This is a genomic window from Spirochaetota bacterium, assembly GCA_034190085.1.
Taxonomy (GTDB): Bacteria; Spirochaetota; UBA4802; order UBA4802; family JAFGDQ01; genus JAXHTS01.
The window spans coordinates 101,007-116,231 of the sequence record JAXHTS010000052.1 but is presented as its reverse complement, the minus strand read 5'-3'; the positions used below and the strand labels follow the sequence as shown (position 1 = coordinate 116,231).

The window sequence follows — 15,225 nt, the reverse complement described above, 5'->3', positions numbered from 1 at the left end:
ATTCTATTTTTGATTGCAGCAATATAAACCTATGTTATAATTATGTATAATGAATAAACATCTTGAAATTAGAATACAAGGCATTGTTCAGGGAGTTGGATTTCGGCCGTTCATTTACCGAATAGCCTATGAGAACAATATTAATGGATATGTGAGAAATGATACTGAAGGAGTGCTAATACATGCTGAAGGCTCAAATGATCAAATTAACGCCTTTATCAATGAGATCAGGGAAGCCCCTCCGCCACTATCCTCTATACAGAGTATTTCAATAGTTGAAAGGGATAGAGAGGGATATGAAAATTTTCGAATTACAAAAAGTGAAACATCGAATAAACGCTTAACTTTCCTGCCTCCAGATACTACAGTGTGCAGTGAATGCCTTATGGAATTTTCTTTCATCAAGGATAGGAGGTACAAATATCCATTTATCACTTGTACAAACTGTGGGCCGCGATTTAGTATTATTGCTGACATTCCCTACGACAGAAGAAACACATCAATGGATAAGTTTACAATGTGTTCTATCTGTCAGAAGGAATACGATGATCCATCGGACAGAAGGTTTCATACTCAGCCAAATGCATGCCCGGCATGCGGACCACATGTTTCACTATATAAGAGTGACGGTTCCCTTATTGCTGATACCTTGGATTCAGTAGTTTCTATAACCTTAAAACATATATCTGACAGCAAGATCATTGCTATTAAGGGAGTTGGAGGATTTCTGATTGCTGTTGATGCGACGAATGATAAGGCTGTTTTAGAACTGAGGAATCGGAAATCAAGGCCCTTCAAGCCCTTTGCGATGATGACTGGAGGGATAGAAAAAGCCGAGGAGTTTCTCTACATCTCCCCTATTGAAAAGAGCCTGCTTCTTTCAAAGGAGAGGCCTATTGTAATACTAAAGGAGAAGATGCCTTATGTCAGCAGGCATATAGCGCCATTTGTATCATTTCATGGATTGATGCTTCCCTATATGCCCTTCCATCATTTATTATTTTCCCATAACAGGGATATGGTTCTTGTTATGACAAGCGGGAATGTATCTGATGAGCCAATAATAAGTAAAGATGATGATGCATTCAAAGATCTTAGCAAGATAGCCGATTACATAGTAATATTTAACAGAGAGATCGTAGCTCACAGCGATGATAGCGTTTTATTTGTTGAGGATGATAATCAGTGCTTCATCCGTAGATCAAGAGGTTTTGTGCCTGTTCCCATCCATACAACCAAAACTGACTACCACATCCTCGCCACAGGCGGGGATCTGAAGAACTGCTTTGCTCTTACAAAGGATGATGTAATAATCCTAAGCCAGTTTCTTGGAGACCTGGCAACCCCTTCAGGCAATGAGTTATATAGGAAAACAATATCACATTTTATGAAAACATATGATTTTTCACCCGAGGTTGTTGTATCGGATCTACATCCAAGCTATTTTACCCGCCTTTTCGCTGATGAGCTTGAGGGAATAGGGCTTAAAGGAATAAAGGCGCAGCATCACCATGCTCATATCGCTTCTGTAATTGAAGATAGAGAATTAGAGGGTAGAGTAATTGGCCTCTCCTTTGACGGCACAGGTTTTGGTGTTGATGGCACCCTTTGGGGAAGCGAATTTCTAATAGCAGACAAATCAAATTTTGAAAGAATAGCGCACTTCTCTTATTTCCCACTGCCAGGAGGGGAAAGCGCTATTAAGGATGTTTGGAAAATCGGCATATCAATGCTCTATAAGTGTTATGGTTCAAATATTCCTATTATGAATGATATTCCTCTGACCCAGATTATTTTAGAAATAATCGATAAGGGGATAAACTCACCTTTAACGTGCAGTATTGGTAGAATATTTGATGGAATATCGAGCATACTAGGATTATCCAGAAGCATCAGCACTGAAGCAGAAGCAGCAATGCTACTAGAGGAGGCAGCGATAAAGGGGATAGGGAATAGCATTTCACCGCTTGATATTCCAATCAGAAGGGATAAAACTCTAATATTGCAGACTGAATCCCTTACAGAGTATATAATTACTCTTTTGAACGAAGGAAGGGAAAAAGAAGATATTGCCTACGCCTTTCATCATTCAATTGCATTAGCCACTGCAAAGGTTGCTGATATTATTAGAGAAGAACATGGGATAGAGAGGATTGCGTTGAGTGGAGGTGTATTTCAAAACAGACTTCTGCTTAAGCTAATTTTAAGAGAGCTTAGGAGAAAAGAATTTGACATCTACTATCCCAAGAGAGTACCCTTTAACGATGGATGCATTGCTCTAGGGCAATTGGCGATTGCTAAGGAGCTTTTAAAACATGAATAAAGAGGCAATCAAAAAGCTTGCTTTACAATTTCAAAACCTCGACCTACCGGAGACTGTTCGTATTATGGAGGTGTGCGGCACTCACACCACGGAATTTTTTCGGACAGGCGTACGGGATATTTTACCTGACCAACTTCGATTAGTTGATGGGCCTGGTTGTCCTGTATGCGTAACCTCGAATGAATATTTAGATAGAGCTATTGAAATTGGCAAAAGGCATAATGCCATAATAGCTACCTTTGGGGACATGATAAAAGTCCCCTCCTCTTACAGTTCATTGGGTAAGGAAAAGTCCAATGGTATGGATGTTGAAGTTGTCTATTCACCCCTTGACGCAGTAAGAATAGCTGAGAGTTATCCAGACAGAGAGGTAGTATTTATCAGCGTAGGATTTGAGACTACATCACCCTCTGAGGCTGTAACAGTTCTTGAAGCACGCAAAAGGAATGCCAAAAATTTTTCTCTCCTTACAGGCAACAAACTTACACCGCCTGCTGTTAAGGCTCTATTGGATTCAGAGGATGTAAATATTGACGGATTTATTTTACCAGGACATGTTAGCGCAATCATTGGAGTGGATGGCTGGAGATTTATATCCAATGAATACAAAAAGCCCTGTGTGATATCAGGATTCGAAAATCATGACCTGATGAGGGGGAGCCTGATTCTCTTGAATCTAATAAAGACTGGAAGGTTTGAAATTATAAATGCTTACACACGCGTTGTAAAGGAGGAGGGCAATCGAAAGGCGCAGGAGATAATGTATCATGTTTTTGAAAAGTGCCATTCACACTGGCGAGGCATTGGCATTATACCAGAGAGCGGGCTCTCTTTAAGAGAAAAGTTTTCAGAATTTAATGCCATCAAGAAGTTTCCGGTCTCTCTGCCACCAACAAAAGAGCCAACCGGCTGCAAATGCGGAGAACTTCTCAGGGGTCTCATTACTCCTGATGAATGTTCACTCTTCGCAAAGACATGCACCCCGGAACACCCTATTGGTCCGTGCATGGTCTCAACAGAGGGGCCATGCGCTGCCTTTTATAAATATAGGAGGCATTGATGTCGGAAAAGATATTAACAGGACACGGCAGCGGTGGAATGCTCATGAACGAGATGATTGAGACTATAATCAAAAAGACGCTAGGACCCGATTCTGTACAGCTTGATGATTCAGCAATCTTGTCCATTGGCAATGAAAGGCTTGCCTTCACAACCGATACCTTTACTGTTACACCCATATTCTTCCCTGGTGGCGATATCGGTAAATTATCAGTAAATGGAACTGTAAATGATATTGCAGTAATGGGAGCAAAACCATTATTTCTATCCTGCGGTCTGGTAATAGAAGAAGGTTTTAATATTGACACGCTCAAGAGAATATTAGCGTCAATGAAGCTGGCCGCTGATTACGCTGGAATAAAAATAGTAACCGGCGACACAAAGGTTGTAGAGAAAGGCGGCGCTGATAAAATTTTTATAAATACCTCCGGTATCGGCATAATGCAGAAAAATGTTCAGCGAATTCCTATAGAAAGTGGAGATAAAATAATCATAAACGGACACATTGGCGATCATGGAATTTCCGTAATGGCTGAGAGGAATAAGCTCTCCTTTTCAAAGGGTTTATGCTCAGATTGTTCACCCCTTAATCATTTAATTGATAGAATAACTGAATCATATCCTAAAAGCATAAAATTCATGCGGGACGCGACACGGGGCGGAGTAGCATCAGTGTTAAATGAAATCGTAAAGAATAGCAATCTCGGAGCTAAATTATTTGAAGATGATTTGCCAATTAGAGACGAGGTAATTGGGGTATGCGAATTATTAGGAATAGATCCATTGTATGTTGCCAATGAGGGGAAGGTTCTCCTGATTGTTAGAGAAGACGACGCCAGTCAAATTGTGGATATCATGAGAGATGTTAAGGAAGGATGCGATGCTAAGATCATTGGCGTTATAGCTGAAGAGCATGCCGGCAAGGCTTACATTGAGACAACGATCGGAGGGAAAAGAATTTTACCGCTTTTAATTGAAGAACAATTACCCAGAATATGTTGATAAAGCCTAGCTAAGCAATAGATATTCAATTTGCCCTAGCATATAAATATTGATTTTTAGTCGTATTCCAGATTGCGTTCATCAAAGAAACAATTCAACAGATTTTAATCTTAACAGGAAGACATGGAGATGTGCCTAGCAATTCCAATGAGAATTATTAAGATTGACGGAGAGATGGCAATAGCTGAAGCCAAAGGTGTGGAAACGATGGTTAACACCTCTCTTGTTCCAGATTTAAAACTGAATGATAGGGTTATTATTCACGCTGGTTTTGTAATCGAAAGGTTAGATGCTGAAGAGGCAGACGAAATAGAAAAAATTTGGGAAGAGTATGAGGAATTATTAAAGGAATAAGCGACATTCCAAAAAGTACTCAATCTTGGAAAAGATATTTTAATCAATTCCAGACTATATGTAGTTGAGGGGGGGGGAGATATGCGAATTCCAATTAGATTTTTGATGAGCAGGGATGATTTCTACCATCAGCGAGGATATTGGGTAGTGATACATGCCCTAAGGGAAGCCGGCATGGAGGTTATCCATGGTGGTATCCAAATACCAAGGGAGATAGTAGCAACAGCCATCCAGGAGGATGTCGATATTATTGGATATCGCATCATGCAGGGATCTCCTAAAGTGTTAGTTCCATCCCTATTTGAAAAGATGAGAGAGGGAGGAATTGATAATATACCGGTTGTAATTGGGGGTATTATTCCAGAAAAAGATGAGCTTCTAATTAAGCACTTGGGGATTAGAGGGGTATTCCATCCCTTTACACCATTGGAGACAATCGTGAAGGATATCCAAAATATCATAGAGGATCTCTCCACAGTAAAGCCTTTAAGTTGAATAATCTCTCAAAGAGATGTTCCAATGAGTACTGCCACACTCCATCAACCCATCAATACGAATTCTTCCGCACACTCACATTTACTTATAATAGTGATGAAAATTATTCACACTTCTGAATTTCACTCTCATTTTATGGGAATATTGAGATCATCAATTTAGGTTTATTTCCTTGACATATACACCAATGCTTGTTGAAGTTAATCCTGCTAATAACACCTATCTAATTAAATGCTTCCACTAATATATTCTTTTTTATTTTATTACATCACAGCGAATTTAATAGCAAAAAGTAAAATATATCTCGTTTCTATTATAATTTGGGAGGTTAATTATATGAGTACGGAGAAGGTTAGCCGTTTCATCGTGGGAACTAGTTACGAAGAGATTCCTGAAGCTGCAATAAAGGATGCTAAAAAGGCAATACTCGATTGTATTGGGGTCACCCTGGCTGGCAGCAAAGAGGCAGGTGGTAGGATAATTACAGAATATGTGAGGGAAGAAGAGGGAAAAACTGAAGCCGGTGTTTTTGGTGGCGGTTTCAAGGCCCTTGCTTCACAAGCAGCCTGGGCCAATGGTACTATGGCTCATGCCCTTGATTATGATGACTATTCGATCTATATTATTGGTCACCCAACCGTTGCAATCTTGCCTACAGCATTGGCCATAGGAGAGAAATATCATCTCTCCGGAAAAGATGTGCTCTTATCCTACATAATTGGCTTTGAAACTGGAGCAAAGGTTGGTCCGGCATGTGCGACACACTATCTTGTAGGATGGCACACAACTTCCACAATCGGAAGCATCTCTACAGCAGCAGCCGCTGCTAAAATGTTAAACCTTAATATTCAGGAGACTAAGATGTCCCTGGGGATTGCGGCCTCTCTCGCTAGTGGTGTAAAGGAAAATTTTGGAACCATGACTAAACCCTTTCACGCTGGGAATGCGTCAAGGAATGGTATAGTTGCAGCTTCATTGGCAAAAAAGGGCTTTACTGCCAATGACAGCATCTTAGAGACTCCACAAGGCTTCTGTAGGGTTTTTGCTGGCGGAGCTGATATTGAGATTGAAAAAATCGGAGAAGGATTGGGAGAGCGTTATGACATAATTGATGGCATTGTCATAAAACCCTGGCCATCCTGCGGAGGGACTCACACTAGTATCGAAGCTGCATTGCATTTAAGGGAAAAACATGGCATTAAGGCTAGCGATGTCGAGGAAGTTGAATTTATAACCCTTCCTGGATTATCCACCGCAACTATTCACTCACGCCCCAAAAAAGGGTTGGAAGGGAAGTTCAGCAACGAATACTGCATAGCCAGAGCGCTTCTCGATGGCGAAGTAACACTGAGTCATTTTACCGATGAAAAGGTGATGCAGAAAGAAGCTCAGGCTCTAATACCAAAAGTGAAAAATGTTCACCTCTCTGAGGAATCAGTGGATCTTTCAACACCCTTTGCCTCGGAGGTTGTAATAAAACTAAAGGATGGCAGGGTTGTCTCTCAAAAGGTTGATTACCCTAAGGGAGAAGCGCATAATCCTCTCAGTTGGGAAAATATAAGTGCCAAATTCAGAGATTGCGCTCTCTCAACCCTATCTCAAAGGGATGTAGAGACATGCCTTGATATGATTTCAAACCTTGAGTCAATTGATGATATTTCTAATTTGACGGAAATACTAACCTTTGGGAGCAAATAAAAACAATATGCTGGAAGGTGAATTTGTGCCTTCTAATTCAAGGTAGGGGGATGAGATTATGAACTTTCAATTTTCAAAAAATGAAGAGGACTTCCGAAAAGAAATTCAGGAATTCCTTAAACAGGAACTACCCGATGGATGGGGAGGTCTTGAGGAGTCAGTTCAAGCTCCAGAAGGATGGGAGTTCTATAAAAACTTCATGAAAAAACTTGGTGCTAAGGGTTGGCTTACAATGTCATGGCCCAAGGAATATGGTGGCATGTCGGCCACACCTATGGAACAACTAGTATTTATGGAGGAGATGGCCTATCATAACGCGCCGGCAATGAGTATTGCCACCACTTGGGTAGGGCCCACAATTTTACTCTATGGGTCTGAAGAGCAAAAAAATAGGTACCTACCAGGCATCTCAAAGGGAGAAATCGAAATCTGCTTGGGTTACAGTGAACCAAACGCAGGCTCTGATTTGGCAAGCCTTCAAACCCGAGCTGTAAGGGACGGTGATCATTATATTGTTAATGGTCAGAAGGTCTGGACAAGCCTTGCTCACAAATCAGATTACTGCTGGCTCGCCGCTAGGACTGATCCTAATGTATCTAAACATAAGGGTATTAGCATGTTCATTGTAGATATTAATACTCCAGGAATCACAATACGCCCGCTGATCGATATCCGGGGCTTTCATACATTTAATGAAGTATTCTTTGATGATGTAAAAGTGCCCGCTGACTGTTTAGTGGGTGGAGAGAACAATGGATGGTACATACTTGCCACTGCCCTAGATCTTGAAAGAACATCCTTTGGCGGAGGGATAAATATCACGGCCGACTCTCAGCATATTTTAGAAGATCTGCTAACCTATGTTAAGGAGACAAAACGAAATGGCGAACCTTTATCAAAGGATCCCCTAATCCAACACAAACTGGCACAGTGTGCTGTGGAGATTGAGGTGAGTCGTCTCCTGGCCTATAGGCTAAGTTGTATGGCAAATGAAAACATAGTCGCTAATCATGAAGCATCTGTTTCCAAGCTTTTTGGCAGCGAGATGTCCCAACGCATAGCGAAGATTGGGATGGAGATACTCGGATTATATGGCCCATTAGAATTGCCCTCAAAATGGACTCCTTTAGAGGGCAAAATTCAACAATTGTATCTTTGGACATTAGCTAATGCTATTGGAGCCGGCACCTCAGAGATTCAACGAAACATCATTGCATTGAGGGGATTGAATTTGCCTCGAAAATGAATTTATTCAAACATTAGTTAGAATAAAAGGAGAAAAAATGATATGAATATGAGTCTCACAGAAGAACAGGAAATGCTTAAGAATACTGCTAAAAACTTTTTGGAAAATGAATGCCCCATGTCAATAGTTAGGGATATGAGGGATGATGAGTGGGGCTACCAAACAGAGCTATGGCAAAAGATGGCAGATTTGGGATGGATGGGTTTAGTGATTCCAGAAGAATATGGAGGGGTTGGTGGGAATTTTGTTGATCTTACAATTCTTCTAGAGGCTATGGGTGAATCATGTTTGCCAGGTCCCTACTTTTCCACTGTTGTGCTTGGGGGAGAAGCCATATTGTCTGGTGGCAATGAGGGACAGAGGCGCGAAATCCTACCTAAAATAGCTAGCGGAAATCTAATACTTGCCTTTGCCTTAGCTGAACCAGACTCATGGTTTCAGGCTGATGGAATCCATACCTGCGCCATACCTGATAATGAAGATTTCATTATTAATGGGACGAAGCTCTTTGTTGAAAATGCGCATATAGCGGATTATATCATATGTGTCGCGCGAACCAGTGAAGGCAACCCTCCTGAAGAGGGCCTCACAATATTTCTTGTAGACCGCAAGAGCCCAGGAATTAAACTAACCTTGCTCAAGACCATGTCCTATGAAAAGCAATGCGAGGTGTTTTTTGATAATGTGAGAGTGTCAAAGGACAACACCTTGGCGAAGTTGGAAGAGGATGGAGTGTCGTGGATAAGCTTTTAGAAAAGGCGGCAGTAGCAAAATGTGCTGATATGCTCGGGGTTATTCAGGCTGCATTGGACATGACCGTCACATATGCAAAACAACGCGAGCAGTTTGGACGACCCATTGGCGCTTTCCAGGCCATATGGCATCACTGTGCCAATATGGTGACTGATGTAGATGCTTCACGTTTTATTACATATAAGGCGGCATGGATGATTGCTGAAGGACTTCCCGCAACAATGAATGCGGCTATGGCAAAAGCCTGGACAAGCAGCGCCTCACATCGAGTGACCATATTGGGACATCAGATTTATGGAGCCATGGGTTTTTGTGATGAACAGGACATGCATCTCTACTTCAGGCGAGCCAAAGCTGGGGAGGTCGCCTTTGGTGATGCTGACTTCAATCTAAAGAAAGTTTCCAGAGAGCTAGGATTATAAGCAGAAAACTGGCCATACCTTTCTAAAAAGGTATAATATTAACAAGATCAAATTTGCCTTGTTAATAATATATTATGATGATAGTCGTATGTCACTGATCATTTAAGAAAATATAGTGTCACAATTATTATGTAATGAGGAGGGAAGAATGAGTTCTAAGACAATTGTAACCTGCGCACTTACGGGTGTTGCGACTAATCCAGCAGTGTATAATGTGCCTGTTACTCCAGATCAAATGGCTGAACAGGCTGAGGAGGCATTCAATGCTGGTGCAACTATCGTTCACTGTCATTTCAGAGACCAGAGAGAAGGGATGGGTTTCCTTCCTACTTGGGATGTTGAATCTGTGGGAAAAATCTTGGGGGCTATCAAAAAGCGCGTTCCAGAAATTATAATTAATATGAGTACTGGCGTAGGTGGTGATGATATTTCCGAACCAGCAGCTTGTATTGAAAAATACAAACCGGAGATGGCTGCATGCAACGCAGGCTCACTCAATTATTTAAAGCTAAAGAGCGATGGCAACTGGGCATGGCCTCCAATGCTCTTTGATAATTCAGTAGAGAAAGTTAAAAAATTCTTGGATGTCATGAATGCCAATGGTGTTGTGCCAGAGTTCGAGTGTTTTGATTCAGGAATTGTGAGAAGCGTAGGGTTGTATAAGCGAAACAGGATGTTCGATGGTGATGCCCACCTCTCATTAGTGATGGGGGTCGCTAGCGGTATGCCGGCCAAACCGAATTGGCTGCCCCTGTTAATTGAGGAGATGCCTGAAGGAAGCCATTGGCAGGTGATTGCCATTGGACGACAGGAGATATGGGATCTGCACCGAAAATGTGTTGAATATGGAGGTAATGTAAGGACAGGCCTTGAGGATACCTTTTATTTGCCAAACGGAGAAAAGGCTACAGGCAATGGGCAGTTAGTTGAGGCGCTGGCCAATATTGTTCGCGAGGCAGGAAGAGATATCGCCAGCCCAGCTGAAGCACGAAAGATACTTAACCTGCGAAACAAATCATAATAATTACGAATTTGAATCAACTCCGATATATCTAAGAGTAATCTTAGTATATATTATTGAAACCCATAGGATTCAAATCAATATATCATAAATCACATTTTGTCAAAAAAATGGTTTTTTTAATATATGTTTCATGTTAATATTAGTTATAGTCTCTTCAGAAAAAATCTTAATATGTTTTGAAAATTATACATTTAAGAATACTTATTATTTGAACAGAAAATAACTAATATTATATGATAATAAAAAAAATATTAATTTCATTATTTCTGCTTTATTTTGCTACTTGCGGATCGATGTCCCAAAGAGAAAATGCGATATTGGACTATTCAGATAATGAAATAAAAAAATATGATCGTTTTCTTGTTAAGGTTGAGCAATATACGACCAATGGAACTCATTATCATACAAAATACTACCGACATCTCATTGGTATTGCCAGAATTATCACCGAAGGCAAAAACTTAACTATTAAGAATAATAGCATAGGTTTTTATTATGATAAAAAAAATAATAGTAAAAACAAACTCTATATAGGTATTGATATATTAACACTCCCTGATTCAAAGTTATCCAAGACCTCCTATTTTACAAGGGCGACTAGTTTACTGAAAGAAAATATCCAGGATATGCTTTTTATCATCAATTCCTGCAAGACCCTCTTTATAGAAAATGAAATTATCGGAATTGTATTTGGAATTCACTGGAGGTTTAAGGATAAGTCTGAGATGCTAAACATCTGGATAGATAAAAATGATGTTCTAAAATATGAAAATAATATGATTACACTAAATGAGCTTATTGAAAGAAATATTATCACCAATACTGATGGAAAGATAATCAGGCTTCCAATATAGAGGTTAGTTCCTTTATTAGTGCTTTCAATTCTAACATTGTGCCAACAGTAATTCTAATATAGTCTGACTGAATTGATCCATCGAAATACCTTACCAATATCTTTTTCTCCTTTAACAACTCGAAGATATCCTTGGAAGGCATTTCCGGATGTTTGACAAACAAGAAGTTTGCCTTTGATGGTATGATATCAAAACCGAGTTCTTCGAGATTCTCCTCTAAGTACTCCTTATTATCGAGCACCAAGCGGATATTATATTCAAATCCCTTAATATCAAGCAATGCGGCCCTTGCCCCAACTTCAGCGAGTCTGTCAACATTATAAGAATCCTTCAGCTTAAATAAACCCTTAATTATATCCCTATTTGCTACAGCAAGACCAATCCTAAGCCCAGCTAGAGAGTAGGATTTTGAGAATGATCTAGTCACTATGAGATTATCATAATCCTCGACTAATTCAATCACTGTCTCGCCATAGAAATCTACATAAGCCTCATCCACAACCAAAAGCCCGTTAAATTGATCTAAAAAAATCCTTATTTCATCCTCATCACAACCCTTTCCAGTTGGATTGTTTGGATTGCCTACTATTACTAAGTTATACTGCTTTTCGAGGAATCTAGTAAAATCGACATCCATTTCATCTGTGAGATTTATCCTATCATATTTTATACCATTTGCCTCTGCCATTGTATAATAGAGTGAATATGATGGATAGGGGAAAGCAGCCGATCCATCTGGATCAATAAAACCTCTAAATATAAGTGTAAATATTTCATCAGATCCATTGCCCACAAAAATATTATCCACTTCGATATTATTCAACTTTGCAAAGGATTCCCTCAGAGACTGAGAGGTGACATTGGGATACAGTCTCAGTTGTTCATTACATGCACTCTTTATCGCATTCAGAACCACCTCTGATGGTGAAAATGGATTCTCATTTGTATTCAGCTTAATATACTCATTTATCTTATCAGGTTGTTCCCCTGGAATATATGCTGACATCTTCTGTAATCGACTATTCCAGTATCTCATATCTCACTCCATTGTTTCTTATTAAAGCCCTTATGAGCTGATCCGATTAGTTCATGCATGGAATTGATACCTCGAATTTCCATATATTCTTCAAGATTTTCAAGGCATTCTATCCCCGCCCTTGGATTAATCATATTCATAGTGCCGATTGATATTACTGAAGCGCCTGCCATTATAAATTCAATAACATCATCAATATCTGTAATCCCGCCAATACCAATTATTGGTATATCGACTCTATCAAATATCTCATATACTGTCCTTACTGCAAGGGGTCTTATCGCTGGTCCGCTGAGACCCGCAACTTTATTAAAAAAAAGCGGCTTCCTTCTCTCTATATCTATTTTCATACCCAAATATGTGTTAACAGCAGAAACTGCATCTGCCCCTAAATCTTTTGCAGCAGAAGCGAACTCAACAACATCAGCAACATTTGGAGATAATTTTACTATTAAAACCTTGTCCGTGGTTCTCCTTACCCTCTTTATAAGTTTTGAAAAGATATTCATCTCTCTCCCAAAAGCCATACCCCCCTTGCTAACATTCGGGCATGATACATTTAACTCCACTGCAGGTATCCCATTGGTATTCGACAATATCCTACATAATTCCACATTCTCATCAATAGAATATCCAGCAATATTTGGAATAACTGTTGCTCCCCTTTCCAAAAGAAAGGGTAATTTCTCCTTCAAAAATCTATTCAAACCAATATTTTCAAGACCTATGGAGTTTAAAACACCTGATGGTGTTTCGACTATTCTGGGTCCCCTGTTACCCCTTCTTGGCTCTAACGAGATTCCCTTTGTAAAGATAGCGCCAATACGTGAGATATCCATAAATACAGCTAACTCCTCCCCATATCCAGCTGTACCGGAAGCCAGGGAAATAGGATTCTTTAATTTAAAGTCCCCTATCTGAATAGATAGATCCAATATGCCATACCCCACGATCATTTATGTCTTTATACATTGACATATAAACACAATATCAAATTATTCCAGTCAAGGAATAAAATCCCTCACTCTCCTTTCTATAGAAGTATAAACACAATTTTGGTTGCAACAAAGAGTAAGTAATAATAAATATGTATTATATGACCTATATAGCCTTTGACATAGACGGCACTATATTCGATTGTAATGACATTATTATAGATGCTTTCCAGCTTGGTATTGCTATATTCAATAAACAATCATCAATGGATATCGCCTTGCCAAACAAAGATATAATAATGTCAATGATCGGGATGCCTACAGATATAATATTTAAGAGACTCTTTCCTGAATTAGGGGCCCATCACCTTAAACGTGTAGTGGATTACTGTACTCAGGGCTTGGCTCAGATAATATGTGAGGGGGGGGGGGGAACTCTTTGATGATGTCTATGTAACGCTAGAGACTATTTATAATAGAGGTTATACAATGCTTGTTGCTTCCAATGGAAAAATAGACTATATTGAAGCAATACTAAATTCAAAGGATATAAAAAAATATTTCACCTATCCTATTGTAACCATTGATAACATGATTCGAGGGAAAAACGATATTGTTAGATACTATAAGGAAACCATTTCTAAAAATAATCTGCTTATAATGATCGGGGATAGGGAGTCAGATATGATCGCAGCAATAGAGAACGGAATTCCCTTTATAGGATGCTCTTTCGGATTTTCAGAAAACAACGAGTTCAAAGACTTAAAATGGAGAGTTAATAGATTCAGCAAGATTCCGTGTATTATTAGAACAATTGAAAAGGAATTAAGATAAATGATCAGCCTTAACTTACAATATAGATATAGTCCTTGTAGGGTGATAATATTGTTTCTATCGGTTTCATTATTACTCAACTCATGCAAAAAGAAATCCATCTACAATCACAACACATCTCTCCTCGGGACTATAGTAAATCTTACACTAATCACGGACTCCGAGAAAAGAGCGAATAGGTCTGCTGAACTTGTGTTCAATGAAATAGGTCGCCTAGAGAAAATAATGAGTCCCTTCAGACAGGAGAGCGATGTTTACAGAATAAACAACCTTGCCATGAAGAGACCTGTGATTGTATCTGAAGAGACCTTTTCATTATTAGAAACCTCTATTGAGACATCCACTAGAACTAATGGTTGTTTTGATATAACCTTTGCCTCAATTTCCCATCTATGGAATTTCCGTAGAAATCCCTTTGTGCCGCCAAGAAGAGATGAGGTTTTGAAGCTATTACCGATGTTAGATTATCGACATATTCAACTTAATCCTGATAATCTCAGCGTTAAAATAAATAACAGGAAAACACGAATTGGTCTTGGTGGAATAGCCAAGGGATATGCTATAAATAAGGGTATCGAATGTTTAAGGAGAATAGGGATAGATTGCGCTATTGTTGAGGCAGGCGGAGATCTTCAAGTAATTGGGAAGAAGTTTAATAATCCATGGCGCGTAGGTGTTAGGAATCCCAGAGAGAAAAATATTATCCTTTCCCTAACCCTTGATGATATGGAATCCATTGCCACAAGCGGAGATTATGAGAGATACGTCATATACAAGGATAAGAGATATCATCACATAATCGATCCTAAAACCGGCTTCCCATCGAAAACCTTCTCCTCCGTTTCAGTGATATCCATTGATCCCGTGCAGTCCGATGCACTAGCCACAGCCCTATTCATTATGGGGGGAAGAAAAGCTATGCAATTTGTAAAACATGACAAAAATATTTCAGCGGTATTCATTGATCTTGATATGAATATCTCTGCCTCCGAAGAGTTGAAGGATAGGGTTATTCTATTAGGTAACAAGGTAATCGAGTGGTTCTAACACCCTAATTATCTTGAATTGCCGCGAGAGGGACTTGAACCCTCACAGGCATAAGCCCACCAGACCCTGAACCTGACGCGTCTACCAATTCCGCCATCGCGGCCTAAAAATATATCTAATATATCCAGTTAATGTCCTTACGG

The 15,225-nt window shown here is 39.6% G+C and carries 16 protein-coding genes and 1 tRNA gene; 14 read left to right on the top strand and 3 right to left on the bottom strand.

Annotated elements, in window-relative coordinates; translation table 11 throughout:
- Positions 1 to 49: 49 nt before the first annotated feature.
- From hypF to SVZ03_10260, 11 genes are all read left to right on the top strand, one after another.
- On the top strand, positions 50 to 2,323 hold the full coding sequence (hypF, locus tag SVZ03_10310; protein MDY6934597.1) for a carbamoyltransferase HypF: 2,274 nt from the start codon (positions 50 to 52) through the stop codon (positions 2,321 to 2,323).
- Positions 2,316 to 3,383 carry a hydrogenase formation protein HypD gene (hypD, locus tag SVZ03_10305; GenBank protein MDY6934596.1) on the top strand — a complete coding sequence of 356 codons (1,068 nt, stop codon included), beginning with the start codon at positions 2,316 to 2,318 and terminating at the stop codon, positions 3,381 to 3,383. Before hypF ends, hypD begins: the two co-directional genes overlap by 8 nt.
- Complete coding sequence (gene hypE, locus SVZ03_10300) at positions 3,383 to 4,384, top strand: hydrogenase expression/formation protein HypE (GenBank protein MDY6934595.1); 1,002 nt, start codon at positions 3,383 to 3,385, stop codon at positions 4,382 to 4,384. Before hypD ends, hypE begins: the two co-directional genes overlap by 1 nt.
- A gap of 129 nt (positions 4,385 to 4,513) precedes the next feature.
- Complete coding sequence (locus tag SVZ03_10295) at positions 4,514 to 4,738, top strand: HypC/HybG/HupF family hydrogenase formation chaperone (GenBank protein MDY6934594.1); 225 nt, start codon at positions 4,514 to 4,516, stop codon at positions 4,736 to 4,738.
- An 81-nt stretch (positions 4,739 to 4,819) separates the two neighbouring features.
- Positions 4,820 to 5,233, top strand: coding sequence for a cobalamin-dependent protein (locus SVZ03_10290; protein MDY6934593.1), 414 nt, complete (start codon positions 4,820 to 4,822; stop codon positions 5,231 to 5,233).
- A 336-nt stretch (positions 5,234 to 5,569) separates the two neighbouring features.
- Positions 5,570 to 6,931 carry an MmgE/PrpD family protein gene (locus SVZ03_10285; GenBank protein MDY6934592.1) on the top strand — a complete coding sequence of 454 codons (1,362 nt, stop codon included), beginning with the start codon at positions 5,570 to 5,572 and terminating at the stop codon, positions 6,929 to 6,931.
- Between the two features lie 58 nt (positions 6,932 to 6,989).
- Positions 6,990 to 8,177 carry an acyl-CoA dehydrogenase family protein gene (locus SVZ03_10280; GenBank protein MDY6934591.1) on the top strand — a complete coding sequence of 396 codons (1,188 nt, stop codon included), beginning with the start codon at positions 6,990 to 6,992 and terminating at the stop codon, positions 8,175 to 8,177.
- 42 nt (positions 8,178 to 8,219) lie between these two features.
- Complete coding sequence (locus tag SVZ03_10275) at positions 8,220 to 8,930, top strand: acyl-CoA dehydrogenase family protein (protein ID MDY6934590.1); 711 nt, start codon at positions 8,220 to 8,222, stop codon at positions 8,928 to 8,930.
- On the top strand, positions 8,915 to 9,352 hold the full coding sequence (locus tag SVZ03_10270) for an acyl-CoA dehydrogenase (GenBank protein MDY6934589.1): 438 nt from the start codon (positions 8,915 to 8,917) through the stop codon (positions 9,350 to 9,352). Before SVZ03_10275 ends, SVZ03_10270 begins: the two co-directional genes overlap by 16 nt.
- A gap of 148 nt (positions 9,353 to 9,500) precedes the next feature.
- Positions 9,501 to 10,373 (top strand): 3-keto-5-aminohexanoate cleavage protein, encoded by an 873-nt coding sequence (locus SVZ03_10265; protein ID MDY6934588.1) that lies wholly within the window; start codon positions 9,501 to 9,503, stop codon positions 10,371 to 10,373.
- 296 nt (positions 10,374 to 10,669) lie between these two features.
- Positions 10,670 to 11,230, top strand: coding sequence for a hypothetical protein (locus SVZ03_10260; GenBank protein ID MDY6934587.1), 561 nt, complete (start codon positions 10,670 to 10,672; stop codon positions 11,228 to 11,230).
- On the opposite strand, the gene hisC is transcribed toward SVZ03_10260, so the two are convergent.
- Both hisC and SVZ03_10250 read right to left on the bottom strand, forming a co-directional pair.
- Complete coding sequence (gene hisC, locus SVZ03_10255) at positions 11,214 to 12,266, bottom strand: histidinol-phosphate transaminase (protein ID MDY6934586.1); 1,053 nt, start codon at positions 12,264 to 12,266, stop codon at positions 11,214 to 11,216. The genes SVZ03_10260 and hisC overlap by 17 nt on opposite strands.
- Positions 12,263 to 13,222: a dihydroorotate dehydrogenase gene (locus SVZ03_10250; protein MDY6934585.1), complete on the bottom strand. Its 960-nt coding sequence runs from the start codon at positions 13,220 to 13,222 to the stop codon at positions 12,263 to 12,265. Before SVZ03_10250 ends, hisC begins: the two co-directional genes overlap by 4 nt.
- A 131-nt stretch (positions 13,223 to 13,353) precedes the next feature.
- Between SVZ03_10250 and SVZ03_10245 the strand changes: the two genes are divergently transcribed.
- Genes SVZ03_10245 through SVZ03_10235 form a run of 3 tightly spaced genes read left to right on the top strand, consistent with a single transcriptional unit; the run spans position 13,354 to position 15,082 of the window.
- Positions 13,354 to 13,644: a hypothetical protein gene (locus tag SVZ03_10245; protein ID MDY6934584.1), complete on the top strand. Its 291-nt coding sequence runs from the start codon at positions 13,354 to 13,356 to the stop codon at positions 13,642 to 13,644.
- Complete coding sequence (locus tag SVZ03_10240; protein ID MDY6934583.1) at positions 13,619 to 14,035, top strand: HAD hydrolase-like protein; 417 nt, start codon at positions 13,619 to 13,621, stop codon at positions 14,033 to 14,035. Before SVZ03_10245 ends, SVZ03_10240 begins: the two co-directional genes overlap by 26 nt.
- A gap of 51 nt (positions 14,036 to 14,086) precedes the next feature.
- Positions 14,087 to 15,082 carry an FAD:protein FMN transferase gene (locus SVZ03_10235; GenBank protein ID MDY6934582.1) on the top strand — a complete coding sequence of 332 codons (996 nt, stop codon included), beginning with the start codon at positions 14,087 to 14,089 and terminating at the stop codon, positions 15,080 to 15,082.
- 19 nt (positions 15,083 to 15,101) lie between these two features.
- Here SVZ03_10235 and SVZ03_10230 read toward each other — a convergent pair.
- A tRNA-Leu gene (locus tag SVZ03_10230) sits at positions 15,102 to 15,185 on the bottom strand.
- Positions 15,186 to 15,225: the final 40 nt, after the last annotated feature.

Coding starts and splice junctions, on each gene's coding strand:
- SVZ03_10260 (MDY6934587.1), top strand. CDS start 10,670: ATGTCCCAAAGAGAAAATGCGATATTGGACTATTCAGATAATGAAATA.
- SVZ03_10285 (MDY6934592.1), top strand. CDS start 5,570: ATGAGTACGGAGAAGGTTAGCCGTTTCATCGTGGGAACTAGTTACGAA.
- hypF (MDY6934597.1), top strand. CDS start 50: ATGAATAAACATCTTGAAATTAGAATACAAGGCATTGTTCAGGGAGTT.
- SVZ03_10295 (MDY6934594.1), top strand. CDS start 4,514: ATGTGCCTAGCAATTCCAATGAGAATTATTAAGATTGACGGAGAGATG.
- SVZ03_10275 (MDY6934590.1), top strand. CDS start 8,220: ATGAATATGAGTCTCACAGAAGAACAGGAAATGCTTAAGAATACTGCT.
- SVZ03_10245 (MDY6934584.1), top strand. CDS start 13,354: ATGTATTATATGACCTATATAGCCTTTGACATAGACGGCACTATATTC.
- SVZ03_10250 (MDY6934585.1), bottom strand. CDS start 13,222: ATGATCGTGGGGTATGGCATATTGGATCTATCTATTCAGATAGGGGAC.
- hypD (MDY6934596.1), top strand. CDS start 2,316: ATGAATAAAGAGGCAATCAAAAAGCTTGCTTTACAATTTCAAAACCTC.
- SVZ03_10290 (MDY6934593.1), top strand. CDS start 4,820: ATGCGAATTCCAATTAGATTTTTGATGAGCAGGGATGATTTCTACCAT.
- hypE (MDY6934595.1), top strand. CDS start 3,383: ATGTCGGAAAAGATATTAACAGGACACGGCAGCGGTGGAATGCTCATG.
- hisC (MDY6934586.1), bottom strand. CDS start 12,266: ATGAGATACTGGAATAGTCGATTACAGAAGATGTCAGCATATATTCCA.
- SVZ03_10265 (MDY6934588.1), top strand. CDS start 9,501: ATGAGTTCTAAGACAATTGTAACCTGCGCACTTACGGGTGTTGCGACT.
- SVZ03_10280 (MDY6934591.1), top strand. CDS start 6,990: ATGAACTTTCAATTTTCAAAAAATGAAGAGGACTTCCGAAAAGAAATT.